Genomic DNA, 11,566 nt, shown 5'->3' with positions numbered 1-11,566 from the left:
GTGATCTGAACCAACTTTTGGGGTGGTTGGGTGTGTCGGCCCACCCCCACGCCACATTGGAGCGCTTCGAAGCAGGGCGAGGAGAACCTACCCCGCGGTGCCTACTCCTCCTTGCCCGACTGCAGGCCGGAGGAGATCAGGTCCATCACCGACGAGTCCGCGAGCGTCGTGACGTCGCCGATCGCCCGGTTCTCCGCGACGTCGCGCAGCAGGCGGCGCATGATCTTGCCCGAGCGCGTCTTCGGCAGCTCCGGCACGACCATGATCTGGCGCGGCTTGGCGATCGGGCCGATCTCCTTCGCGACGTGGTTGCGCAGCTCCTGCACGGCCTCGTCACCACCATCGACGGCGTTGCCGCGCAGGATCACGAACGCCACGATGCCCTGCCCGGTCGTCGGGTCGGTCGCGCCGACCACGGCCGCCTCGGCCACCGTCGGGTGCGAGACCAGCGCCGACTCGACCTCGGTGGTCGAGATGCGGTGGCCCGACACGTTCATCACGTCGTCGACGCGGCCGAGCAGCCAGATGTCACCGTCGGCGTCGTACTTGGCGCCGTCGCCGGCGAAGTAGAAGCCCTGGGCGGCGAAGCGCGACCAGTACGTCTCGCGGAAGCGCTCCTCGTCGCCCCACACGCCGCGCAGCATGCCCGGCCACGGCTTGTCGAGCACCAGGTACCCGCCCCCGCCCTTGCCGACCTCGTTGCCCTGGTCGTCCACGACCTTCGCAGAGATGCCCGGCAGCGCGCGCTGGGCCGAACCCGGCTTGGTGGACGTGACGCCCGGCAGCGGCGAGATCATGATCCCGCCGGTCTCGGTCTGCCACCACGTGTCGACGATCGGTGCCTTGTTCGCGCCGATGGTCTCGCGGTACCAGATCCACGCCTCGGGGTTGATCGGCTCGCCGACGCTGCCGAGCACGCGCAGCGACGTGAGGTCGTACTTCGCCGGGATCTCCGCGCCCCACTTCATGAACGTGCGGATCAGCGTGGGCGCGGTGTAGTAGATGGAGACCTTGTACTTCTGCACGATCTCCCAGTGCCGGCCCTCGTGCGGGGTGTTCGGCGTGCCTTCGTACACGACCTGCGTGACGCGGTTGGCCAGCGGCCCGTAGACGATGTAGCTGTGGCCGGTGATCCAGCCGATGTCGGCCGTGCACCAGTACACGTCCTCGCCCGGCTTGTGGTCGAACACGTTGTGGTGCGTGTACGCGGCCTGCGTGAGGTAGCCGCCGGAGGTGTGCAGGATGCCCTTCGGGCGCCCGGTGGTGCCGGAGGTGTAGAGGATGAACAGCGGGTGCTCGCTGTCGAACGCCTCGGGCGTGTGCTCGGCCGACTGACCGTCGACGAGCTCGTGCCACCACAGGTCGCGCCCGTCGGTCCACGGCACCTCGCCCGCGAGGTCGCTGCCGGTGCGGCGGACCACGATGACCTTCTCCACGGTCTCGGCGCCCTCGAGCGCCTCGTCCACATTGGCCTTCATCGCGGCGGCCTTGCCGCGGCGGTACTGGCCGTCGGAGGTGATCACGATCTTCGCCGACGCGTCGTCCACGCGGGCGCGCAGCGCGGTCGGGGAGAAGCCGCCGAACACCACGTTGTGCAGCGCGCCGAGGCGGGCGCACGCGAGCATCGCGAAGATCGCCTCGGGGATCATCTGCAGCTGGATCGCCACGACGTCGCCGGCGGTCACGCCGAGCGAGGTCAGCGCGTTGGCGGCCTTGGAGACCTCGTCCTTCAGCTGCGCGTAGGTGATGTCACGGGTGTCGCCGGGCTCGCCGACCCAGTGGATGGCGACCTGGTCGCCGTGGCCGGACTCGACGTGCCGGTCGACGCAGTTGTAGGCGACGTTGAGCTTGCCGCCGACGAACCACTTCGCGAAGGGCGCATTGGTCCAGTCCAGTACCTGGGTCCACTTCGTGTCCCAGCTCAGGCGCTCGGCCTGCGCGGCCCAGAACTGCTCCCGGTCCGCGTCCGCCTTCTCGTACGTGTCGGCCTTGGCGTTGGCCTGAGCGGCGAACTCGTCGCTCGGTGGGAAGGTGCGGCTCTCGGTGAGCAGGTTGTCCAGCGCTGGGGACTGCTCGGTCATGGTGCAAGGCCTCCTGTAGTGCGAACCCGCGGCTCACGGCACGCTAGCGACGTTAGTCCGCTCACGACAAGGATGCAGCCGTGTGGGCGAGCCCTCAGGCGAGGCGGGCGAGCAGCCGGGCGCGTGCGCCGGGCCATTCAGCTTCCGTCATCGAGTACACCACCGTGTCGCGCGAAGTGCCGTCCGGACGGATCCGGTGGGCCCGCAGCACGCCCTCGCGCAGTGCGCCGAGCCGCTCGATGGCCCGTTGGGAGCGCAGGTTGCGGCTGTCGGTCTCCCACGCCACGCGCTGGGCGCCGAGGGCCTCGAAAGCGTTGCGCAGCAACAGGAACTTGGCCTCGGTGTTGAGCGCCGTACGCTGCCACGGGGCGCCGATCCAGGTGTGCCCGATCGACAGGATCCGGTGCTTCGCCGCGACCTGGTAGTACGACGTGGTGCCGGCGACGAGGCCGGTGGCGACGTCGATCTGCGCCCACGCGCGGCGGTCGGGATCGGCCGTGGCGGCCTCGACGAACCGCTCGGCGTCGGCCGGGGTCTCGAACTGCCGGGTGCTCAACCAGGCCCAGATCGCGGGATCCTGGCCGGCCTCGAACAGGCCCTTCGCGTGGTCCGCGCCGAGGGGCTCGAGGCGCACGTGGGTGCCGGACAGGGTCGGGTGGTCGTTCCAGTCGCTCACGGAACCCAAGCTACGGCGTCAAGTGGTCGTGCTCGATAGCCATTTCTCGATCATTTCTCCAGGCCACTTCCCGGTTGCTTATGCTCGCGGGAACGACCTAGGAGAGGCATGGGCATGGCTGAAGACGGCGCGGCGCGGGAAGAGCTCACCTGGGAGTTGTTCGGCACCGCCAGCAGGGAGCTCGCCGAGCAGGTCGCCGCCGACGGCTTCGAGCCCGACCTCATCCTCTCCATCGCCCGCGGCGGGCTCTTCGTCGCCGGCGCGCTGGGCTACGCGCTGGACGTGAAGAACCTGCACGTGATGAACGTGGAGTTCTACACCGGGGTCGACCAGCGCCTCGACCTGCCGGTGATGCTGCCGCCGGTGCCGAACGTCGTGGACCTGAGCAACAAGCGGGTGCTCGTCGCCGACGACGTGGCCGACACCGGCGCCACGCTCAAGCTCGTGCGCGACTTCTGCGCCGACCACGTGGCCGACGTGCGCTGCGCCGTGATCTACGAGAAGCCGCATTCCACGGTCACCAGCGAGTACGTGTGGCGCCGCACCGACCGCTGGATCAACTTCCCGTGGTCGGTCCTGCCGCCGGTCGTCAAGCGCGCCGGGCAGGTGCTCGACGCATGAGCGACCCGCTCAAGCCGCTGCTGGAGCTCGACGGCGTCGCCGCCGCGGCCAAGGCGGCGCAGGACGCGGTGTTCGCCGTGCACCGCCTGCCCGCCAACCTGCGCGGCGGCGCGGAGACGGCCGCCGAGGCTTCGGTTCGGGCCGCGCGAGCGTCCGCCGGCATCGACGGCGCGAACCCCGAACTGCCCGCCGACGGCGCGGTCGCCGACCCCCTGCTCGCCGGCGCCCTGCGCGTGGCCGAGTCGCTGGAACCGCTCCTGCCAACCTGGCGGCGCGCGCCGCTGCAGGCGCTGGCCCGCCTGCACGTCCTGGCCGCGGCCGACGTCGTCGACGATCCCGACGCGCTCGGCCGGCCCCGTGCCGGAGGCGAGCGCCTGGAGCTGCTGGCCCAGCTCGTCACCGGCGCGACGTCCGTGCCCGGGCCGGTGCTCACGGCCGTGGTGCACGGCGAGCTGCTGGCCCTGCGCCCGTTCGGCTCGGCCGACGGCGTGGTCGCCCGCGCGGCGGCGCGCCTGTCGATGATCGCGACGGGCCTGGACCCGAAGGCCCTGACCGTGCCGGAGGTGGCGTTCTTCCGGCGCGTGCCCCGGTACGTCGAGCTGGCTGCGGGCTTCGCGGCGGGGACGGCGGACGGGGTGCGGGAGTGGCTGCTGTTCTGCTGTGAAGCGTTCGAAGTGGGAGCTCGGGAGGCGCGGAGTATTTCGTCTGCCGCCGGTTAGGGGTGTGGTCCGGCCACACTGGATCTTGCTAAGCTGTGGTGGCCGGACACATGGTCGGCGAGGTGGGCGAGTCCTAACCTCGTAGCCCATGACCAGTGGGGTACGTCACATCTCACGGGGCGACCTTGATGGCCGCGTCGCCCTCGTGACCGGCGGTGCGAGCGGAATCGGGCTCGCCTGCGTTCGCGCGTTGGCCGCGGCCGGGGCGAAGGTGCACATCGTCGACCTCGACGCGCGCGGTGCCGAAGCGGCCGCGGCCGAGATCGGCGGCTGGGCGCACGTCGGTGACCTCACCGACCCCGCGGTGATCGACGCGTTGCCCGCCGAGCTGGACGTGCTCGTGAACAACGCCGGGTTCCAGCACGTGGCCGCGCTGCCCGAGTTCCCGCCCGAGCAGTTCGCGCGGATCCAGGCGCTGATGGTGACGGCGCCGTTCCTGCTGATTCGCCGGTCGCTGCCGGCGATGTACGCGCGCGGCTGGGGCCGGATCGTCAACGTCTCCAGCGTGCACGGCCTGCGCGCCAGCCCGTTCAAAGCCGCGTACGTAACGGCGAAACACGCCCTCGAGGGACTGTCCAAAGTGGCCGCTCTCGAAGGCGCGGAGCACGGCGTGACGTCCAACTGCGTCAACCCCGGCTACGTCCGCACGCCGCTCGTCACCGGCCAGATCGACGCGCAGGCCGCCGAACACGGCCTCGACGCCGACGAGGTCGTGGAGCAGGTGCTGCTACGGCGCGCCGCGATCAAACGGCTCATCGAACCGGCGGACGTCGCCGACCTCGTGGTGTGGCTGTGCGGCGAGCACGCCGGGCACGTCACGGGCGCGTCGCTGCCCCTGGACGGCGGCTGGTCGGCCGCCTGAAACCCCGTCCCCACAACGAAGTGGAGTGTGCAGTGACAACACCAACCCGGGCCGGCCTGCTGCGTGTGGTCGGCGCGAGCCTGATCGGCACCACCGTGGAGTGGTACGACTTCTTCCTCTACACCTCGGCCGCCGCGCTCGTGTTCAACAAGCTGTTCTTCCCGAACGCCGACCCGCTCACCGGCACGCTGCTCGCACTGCTGACCTACGCGGTCGGTTTCCTCGCGCGACCCGTCGGCGGGCTCGTGTTCGGCCACTTCGGCGACCGCATCGGGCGCAAGCGCCTGCTCGTGGTGAGCCTGGTGATGATGGGCGGCTCGACGTTCCTCATGGGCGTGCTGCCCACGTACGGCGCGGTCGGCGTCCTCGCCCCGATCCTGCTGACGCTGCTGCGGCTCGTGCAGGGCTTCGCGCTCGGCGGCGAGTGGGGCGGCGCGGTGCTGCTCGTGTCCGAGCACGGCGACGACCGCCGGCGCGGCTTCTGGGCGTCGTGGCCGCAGACCGGCGTGCCGGCCGGGAACCTGCTGGCCACGGCGGTGCTGGCGATCCTCGCCTCCGTGCAGTCCGACGCGACGTTCAACGCGTGGGGCTGGCGCATCCCGTTCCTGCTGTCGGGCGTACTCGTGGCGATCGGGCTGTGGGTGCGGCTGGCCGTCGCGGAGTCGCCGGTGTTCCTCGCCGCGAAGGCCGCGGCAGGGGAGGAGGAAGCCACGCCGATCGTCGACGTGTTCCGCGGGCACCTGCGCGGGCTGGTCGTGACGTTCGGCGCGCGGCTAGCGGAGAACGTGTCGTACTACGTGATCACGGCGTTCATCCTCGTCTACGTCACCACCGGGCTCGGCCTGCCGAAGGCGACCGGGCTCACCGCCGTGCTGGTCGCCTCAGCCGTGCACTTCGTGACGATTCCCTTGTGGGGCTTGCTGTCCGACAAGATCGGCCGCAAGCCGGTGTACTTGTTCGGCGTGGTCGGGATGGCCGCGTGGGCGTTCGGCTTCTTCTGGCTGCTGGACCTGCGCACGACGGGCGCGGTGATCGGCGCGGCGACCATCGGGCTCGTGGTGCACGGCGCGATGTACGGACCGCAGGCGGCGTTCTTCGCCGAGCAGTTCCCCACGCGCGTGCGCTACACGGGCCTTTCGGTGGGCGGGCAGCTGTCGTCCATCGCGGCGGGCGCGATCGCACCGCTCGTCGCCGTGGCGCTGTTCCAGGCGTACCACTCGACGCTGCCGGTTTCGGTCTACGTCGCCGCGATGTGCGTGCTGTCGGTGCTGGCCCTGCTCGCCGCGCGGGAGACTCGCGGTGAATCGCTGGAGGAGGCTCCCGCCGAACGGCGCTCAGTGACAGCATGACCTGTGTGGATCCCTACCGCCGGTTGCTCGAGCTGCTCGCCGCCGGGGCGAGCAGCGAGCAGCTGGCGCACGCCGCGCGCGAGTCCGGCGCCGATGCGACCGAGCTCGCGCTGCGCGTCCGCGAGACGCTCACCGAGCACCAGCGGCGGGAAGCCGAGCTCACGGCGTTGTTCGACACCGCGAGCGACCTCGCGCGGCTGCGTGACCCGGACGCGGTGCTGCGCTCGATCGTGCGGCGGGCGCGGACCCTGCTCGGCGTCGACGTGTCGTACCTGAGCCTGAACGACGAGGCCGCCGGCAAGACCTACATCCGTGTCACGGACGGCTCGGTTTCCGCGTTGTTCCAGCAGATCGTGCTCGGCATGGGCGAGGGGCTCGGCGGGCTCGTGGCCCAGACCGCGCGGCCGTACGCCACGGCGGACTACTTCGCCGACGCGCGCTTCCGCCACACCTCACCCATCGACACCGGCGTGCTGGAGGAGGGCCTCACGGCGATCCTCGGCGTGCCGCTGGCCATCGGCGGCAAGGTGCTGGGCGTGCTCTACGCGTCGGACCGCGCGCCACGCGAGTTCTCGACGGCGGAGGTCGCGCTGCTGTCTTCGCTGGCCAACCACGCGGCGATCGCCCTGGACAGCGCGCACCTGCTCGACGAGACGCGCCGCTCGGCCGCCGAGCTCAACGCCGTGAACGCGACCATGCGCCGCGCCGACGAAGCCCACGACCGCCTGATGGACCTCGTGCTCAGGGGCGGTGAGCTGCCGGAAGTCGCCGCGGAGGTGGCGGGCGTGCTGCGGGGCGAGATCGCCGTCCACGACGCTTCGGGGGACTTGCTGGCGGGCTCGCTGCTGTCGTTCGACGCGCCGGCGGTGGCTTCTTCACGCGGCAGCGGGCGCGCGGAGTCCACATCGGACACCTGGGTGTGCGCGGTGCGGGCCGGCCAGGAGCTGCTAGGCAGCCTCACGCTGGCGGGCCGGCCGGAGCTGGCGGGCGCGGACCGGCGGTTGTTCGAGCGCGCGGCCGTGGTCACGGCGTTGCTGCTGATGCTGCGCCGGTCCGTGGCGCAGGCCGAGGACGAGGTGCGTGGCGAGCTGCTCACGGACCTGCTGACGGCACCCGCGCGCAACCCGGCCTCGTTGACGGCCCGCGCGCGACGGCTGGGTGTCGACTTGTCGGCGCCACACGTGGTGCTCGTCGCCCACGCGCCCGGGATTTCCCGCCGTGGCCTCGCATCGGCGTGCGCGCGGTACGGCGACCTGGTGGGTGTGCACGCGGAACAGGTGGTCGCTCTCGCGCCGGACGGCGTCGGGGCGGCCAAGGTGGCGCGTGAGCTTCAGTCCGTTGTGGACTGTCCGGTGACGGTCGGTGCCGCCGGCCCCGCGAAGGGTCCCGCCGCGCTCGCCCACGCGTACGCCGAGGCGGTTCGTTGCGTCAGCACGCTGCTCGCCCTGGGCCGCGAAGGCGACGGCGCGGCAATGGCCGAGCTGGGCTTCCTCGGCGTGCTACTCGGTCGCCACGCCGACCTGCCCGCCTACGTCACGGCCGCGCTCGGCCCGGTCCTGGACTACGACTCCCGCCGCGGCACCGATCTCGTCGGCACGCTGCGCGCGTACTTCGCGGCCGGCGGCAACCTGGCGCGCGCCAAGGACGAGCTGCACGTCCACGTGAACACCGTGGTGCAGCGCCTCGATCGCGTCTCCGCGCTGCTGGGCGACGACTGGCGCGAGCCAGAACGCGCGTTGGAGATCCAGCTCGCGCTGCGCGTCGCGCGGCTCAGTGGTCAGTGAGCCGCGCCGACCACTTCTCCTCGATGCGCCCGAACCGCCACACGGCGAGCGCGACCAGCCAGGTGAGGATGAACAGCCCGACGATCGCGAACCCGACGTAGTCGAGGTCCACGTCGGCGATCGCCGCGAGCGGGCCCTGGGTGATGTCGAGCTGGTCGGCGAGAATCGACACGAGCTCGATCGTGCCGATGACCAGCGCCACGGCCACGGAAAGCGCCGTGACCGTGATGTTGTAGTAGATCTTGCGGATGGGCCGCGAAAACGCCCAGCCGTAGGCGAAGTTCATGAACACGCCGTCGGCGGCGTCGAACAGGCTCATGCCCGCGGCGAAGAGCACGGGCAGCACGAGGATCGCGTACCAGGGCAGCGCAAACGCGGCGGCGCCGGCCGCGAGCACCAGCAGGCCGATCTCCGTGGCGGTGTCGAAGCCGAGTCCGAAAAGGACACCCACGGGGTAGATGTGCCACGGCTTGCGCACGGCCTTCGTCGCGCCGCGCAGCAGGCGGTTCATGAAGCCGCGCTTGTCGAGTTGGCGTTCCAGCGCGGCTTCGTCCAGCTCACCGCGGCGCATCCGCGCGAAAACCCGGACGATCCCGACGAGCGCCACGAGGTTGATGATCGCGATCAAATAAAGGAAAACGCCCGAGACAGAGGTACCGATGAGACCGGTGGTCTGGTGCAGCGTCGACGAATCGTCCTGAAGCTGGCCGGCGACCGCGCGCACGCCCAGCGAGAGCAGCAGGCAGAGGCCGAACACGATCGTCGAGTGCCCCAGCGAGAACCAGAACCCGACCGACAGCGGCCGCTGGCCCTCGGCCATCAGCTTGCGCGTGGTGTTGTCGATCGCCGCGATGTGGTCCGCGTCGAACGCGTGGCGCATGCCGAGCGTGAACGCCGTGACCCCCAGCCCGATCCCGAACACACCAGACGCCCCCAGGTCGTAGTGGTGCGGCGCGATGAACAGCACGAGCACACCCCAGCCCACGAGGTTCAGCAGCAGGATCACCGCCGCCATCCCGGAGAGTGACCCCCACTCGCGCCGCGACAGCGGCTGCTTCGCGCGGGTCCGTTCCGTCACCTCGGTCATAGACCTGCCCTCACTCGCAGACAACACCTGAGAGAGTAGGCAGGTGAACAGGTGAACCGCAATAAGCTCAGGTTCACAAAAGAGCCCCTCACCAGGAGATGAGGGGCTCTTGCCCGATTTACGTCATTGGCGTTTGGCCGACCACCACGCGGGATCGCGCCGGCTTCTGGACTGAGCGATGTGCTCGGCCCCTCGGGCCGAGCACATCGGGAGGGAAGAAGCCGGCTTGAAGCGATCTCGCACGCCTCGGCGGAGCCGAGGCCGAAGACTCAGCCCGCGCGCAAGTGCAGCGAGGCGAGTGCCTTGCGGACGTGGCCGCCGCTGGCCGCCAGCGCCGCCGCGGAGCGTTCGACGTCGGAGCCCGACAGCAGGTGCACGAGGGCTGTCTTGAGGTCGCCGCCGGCCTCGGTGAGGGCGTCGGAGCAGTCGGCCATGGTCAGGCCCGTGGCTTCCTGCAGGATGCGGATCGTGCGGCCGCGCAGCTTCGCGTTCGTGGCCCGCATGCTGACCATCAGGTTCGAGTAGGTCTTCCCCAGCTTGATCATCGTGGCCGTGGAGAACGCCGTGAGGATCAGCTTCTGCGCCGTGCCCGCCTTCATCCGGGTCGAGCCGGCGATCACCTCCGGGCCGGTGGCCACGGCGATGAGCACGTCGACGCCGGCCGGCTTCGACGCGCGCGGGTTGGCCGAGACCAGCCCCGTGTGCGCGCCGAGGCGGCTTGACGCCTCGAGCGCGCCGAGCACGAACGGTGTGCGCCCGGAGGCGGCGAGGCCGAGCACGAAGTCGCCCGGCTGCACCACGGCAGCGAGCTCGGCCGCGCCGGCCTCGTCGTTGTCCTCGGCGTTCTCCACCGCCTGCCGCAGGGCCTTCTCGCCGCCCGCGTGGTGCGCGACGAACAGGTCCGGCGGCACGTTGAACGTCGGCACGAGCTCGGCCGCGTCCAGCGTCGCCAGGCGACCCGACGTGCCCGCCCCGACGTAGTGCACGCGGCCGCCGCCCCGCAGGGCTTCCACGGCGTAGTCGACCGCGCGCGCCAGCTGCGGCAGCACCGCGGCCACCGCGTCGGGCACCCGGCGGTCCTCGGCGTTGATGGCGCTGAGGATCCCCATGGTGGACATCAGGTCGATGTCCACCGTGCGGGGGTTGCGCTGCTCGGTCGGCGAATCGACGTGTACCGCCTGCGTGGGGACGGACATCATGCGCCTCGTTTCTCGGTTCACTTACCGGTTTCCCGCGGACGGCGGCGACCGTCGGGCCTGACCCCGAGCCGGTGCGAGCCGACCGCGTCCCTCGTCGCGTCCAGCGCGCTGACGGAGGCGTCCATGTGCCGCTGCGCGACCCCGATGAACAGGCAGTCGATCACGGTGAGCTGCGCGATGCGGCTCGCCGTGGCCCCGGAACGGAAGGTGGTTTCCCGTGCGGCCGTGGTGAGCACGTGGTCGGCGACCTCCGTGATCGGCGAACGCGGGAAGTTCGTGACGGCGACGGTGACCGCGCCGTGCTCGCGGGCGACGCGCAGCGCCTCCACGGTGTCGGTGGTCGCGCCCGTGTGGGAGACGCCGATGGCGACGTCGCCGGGGCTGAGCACCGCGGCCGAGGTGAGCATGATGTGCGTGTCGGACCACGAGAAGCTCACGCGGCCGATGCGGTGCAGCTTCTGCTGCAGGTCGGCGGCCACGAACGCGCTCGCGCCCACGCCATAGACGTCCACGCGGCCGGCCTCGGCCACGAGGTCGATCACGCGCTGCATGGTCGCGACGTCGAGCTGGTCGGCCGTCTCCTCGACGGCGCGCGCGTCGGCGAAGCTGACCTTCCCGATCACGGCCGCGAGGTCGTCGTCCGGAGCGATCTCGCCGCCGAGGTTGCGCGTGGTTCTGGCTTCGGTGCGCGCGGTGTCCGCGGCCAGCGCGATGCGCAGCTGCGGGTACCCGCCGACGCCGACGGCCTTGCAGAACCGCGTGACCGTAGTCTCGCTGGTGCTGGCGGCGAGGGCGACCTCGGTGATGCTCCGGCGCGCCACCGACGCGGGGTCTTCCAGCACGACCTTCGCCACGCGCTGCTCGGCGCGGGCGAGCCCGGGCAGCAGTGAGCGGATGCGGACCAGCGGGCTCGCCTCGGCGTCACGCACAGTGGTCTGAGCTGGGGTTTGCTCGGACGGTGCCGGGATGGTTACGGAATCGGCATCGTCCACCGTCGGAAAGTTACTAACCGTTGGCATTTGCGACAAGGCTACCCACATCCTTCGGCAGGATCGCAACCCGTCCGTGTCTGCGGACTTCGTTTTGCGATTAATCGTTGACCAGAAAGTCGCTAACCAGGTCGACCTTGTTAACGAGCTCAAGCTAACGACTTGGCAACTTAGTGTCGCCCCGCAAAAGGCTTCGGAT

10 protein-coding genes are annotated in these 11,566 nt (G+C 70.8%); 5 read left to right on the top strand and 5 right to left on the bottom strand.

The genetic code is table 11. The features are described 5' to 3' along the window. Nucleotides 1-101: 101 nt before the first annotated feature. Together acs and ABZU76_RS11450 are read right to left on the bottom strand one after the other, a co-directional pair. Nucleotides 102-2,081: an acetate--CoA ligase gene (gene acs / locus ABZU76_RS11455; RefSeq protein WP_354867592.1), complete on the bottom strand. Its 1,980-nt coding sequence runs from the start codon at nucleotides 2,079-2,081 to the stop codon at nucleotides 102-104. A 94-nt stretch (nucleotides 2,082-2,175) separates the two neighbouring features. Further along, a complete protein-coding gene (locus ABZU76_RS11450; protein WP_354867590.1) occupies nucleotides 2,176-2,757 on the bottom strand; it encodes a GNAT family protein in 582 nt (193 codons plus the stop codon). A 114-nt stretch (nucleotides 2,758-2,871) separates the two neighbouring features. Between ABZU76_RS11450 and ABZU76_RS11445 the strand changes: the two genes are divergently transcribed. The 5 genes from ABZU76_RS11445 to ABZU76_RS11425 all read left to right on the top strand — a co-directional run bounded on the left by ABZU76_RS11445 (nucleotide 2,872) and on the right by ABZU76_RS11425 (nucleotide 8,092). After that, the gene (locus tag ABZU76_RS11445) at nucleotides 2,872-3,378 is read left to right on the top strand and encodes a phosphoribosyltransferase (RefSeq protein WP_220244857.1); all 507 of its coding nucleotides are present in this window, start codon (nucleotides 2,872-2,874) and stop codon (nucleotides 3,376-3,378) included. Continuing rightward, complete coding sequence (locus tag ABZU76_RS11440) at nucleotides 3,375-4,097, top strand: oxidoreductase (protein WP_354867587.1); 723 nt, start codon at nucleotides 3,375-3,377, stop codon at nucleotides 4,095-4,097. Before ABZU76_RS11445 ends, ABZU76_RS11440 begins: the two co-directional genes overlap by 4 nt. 88 nt (nucleotides 4,098-4,185) lie before the next feature. Further along, nucleotides 4,186-4,959, top strand: a complete 774-nt coding sequence (locus tag ABZU76_RS11435; RefSeq protein ID WP_354867585.1) for a 3-hydroxybutyrate dehydrogenase — start codon at nucleotides 4,186-4,188, stop codon at nucleotides 4,957-4,959. 32 nt (nucleotides 4,960-4,991) lie between these two features. Beyond that, complete coding sequence (locus tag ABZU76_RS11430; RefSeq protein WP_354867583.1) at nucleotides 4,992-6,308, top strand: MFS transporter; 1,317 nt, start codon at nucleotides 4,992-4,994, stop codon at nucleotides 6,306-6,308. Then, a complete protein-coding gene (locus ABZU76_RS11425; protein WP_354867580.1) occupies nucleotides 6,305-8,092 on the top strand; it encodes a GAF domain-containing protein in 1,788 nt (595 codons plus the stop codon). The genes ABZU76_RS11430 and ABZU76_RS11425 overlap by 4 nt, the downstream gene beginning before the upstream one ends. Here the strand turns inward: ABZU76_RS11425 and ABZU76_RS11420 are convergent. The 3 genes from ABZU76_RS11420 to ABZU76_RS11410 form a co-directional block, all read right to left on the bottom strand. Further along, nucleotides 8,079-9,179: a HoxN/HupN/NixA family nickel/cobalt transporter gene (locus ABZU76_RS11420; protein ID WP_354867578.1), complete on the bottom strand. Its 1,101-nt coding sequence runs from the start codon at nucleotides 9,177-9,179 to the stop codon at nucleotides 8,079-8,081. The two genes, ABZU76_RS11425 and ABZU76_RS11420, sit on opposite strands and share 14 nt — an antisense overlap. Before the next feature lie 269 nt (nucleotides 9,180-9,448). Further along, entirely contained in the window at nucleotides 9,449-10,378 is a 930-nt protein-coding gene (murQ, locus tag ABZU76_RS11415; RefSeq protein ID WP_220244851.1) for an N-acetylmuramic acid 6-phosphate etherase, read from the bottom strand. Between the two features lie 17 nt (nucleotides 10,379-10,395). Next, nucleotides 10,396-11,397, bottom strand: coding sequence for a MurR/RpiR family transcriptional regulator (locus tag ABZU76_RS11410; RefSeq protein WP_354867576.1), 1,002 nt, complete (start codon nucleotides 11,395-11,397; stop codon nucleotides 10,396-10,398). Between the last annotated feature and the right edge of the window lie 169 nt (nucleotides 11,398-11,566).

The organism is Amycolatopsis sp. NPDC005232 (assembly GCF_040607795.1).
In the GTDB taxonomy this organism is placed as follows: domain Bacteria; phylum Actinomycetota; class Actinomycetes; order Mycobacteriales; family Pseudonocardiaceae; genus Amycolatopsis.
The sequence above is the reverse complement of the archived record's forward strand: the minus strand, read 5'-3'. Positions and strand labels throughout refer to the sequence as shown.

Bases quoted from the DNA above. Each gene is read 5' to 3' on its own strand.
- acs (WP_354867592.1), bottom strand. From the start codon at position 2,081: ATGACCGAGCAGTCCCCAGCGCTGGACAACCTGCTCACCGAGAGCCGC.
- ABZU76_RS11445 (WP_220244857.1), top strand. From the start codon at position 2,872: ATGGCTGAAGACGGCGCGGCGCGGGAAGAGCTCACCTGGGAGTTGTTC.
- ABZU76_RS11440 (WP_354867587.1), top strand. From the start codon at position 3,375: ATGAGCGACCCGCTCAAGCCGCTGCTGGAGCTCGACGGCGTCGCCGCC.
- ABZU76_RS11435 (WP_354867585.1), top strand. From the start codon at position 4,186: ATGACCAGTGGGGTACGTCACATCTCACGGGGCGACCTTGATGGCCGC.
- ABZU76_RS11425 (WP_354867580.1), top strand. From the start codon at position 6,305: ATGACCTGTGTGGATCCCTACCGCCGGTTGCTCGAGCTGCTCGCCGCC.
- ABZU76_RS11420 (WP_354867578.1), bottom strand. From the start codon at position 9,179: ATGACCGAGGTGACGGAACGGACCCGCGCGAAGCAGCCGCTGTCGCGG.
- murQ (WP_220244851.1), bottom strand. From the start codon at position 10,378: ATGATGTCCGTCCCCACGCAGGCGGTACACGTCGATTCGCCGACCGAG.
- ABZU76_RS11410 (WP_354867576.1), bottom strand. From the start codon at position 11,397: ATGCCAACGGTTAGTAACTTTCCGACGGTGGACGATGCCGATTCCGTA.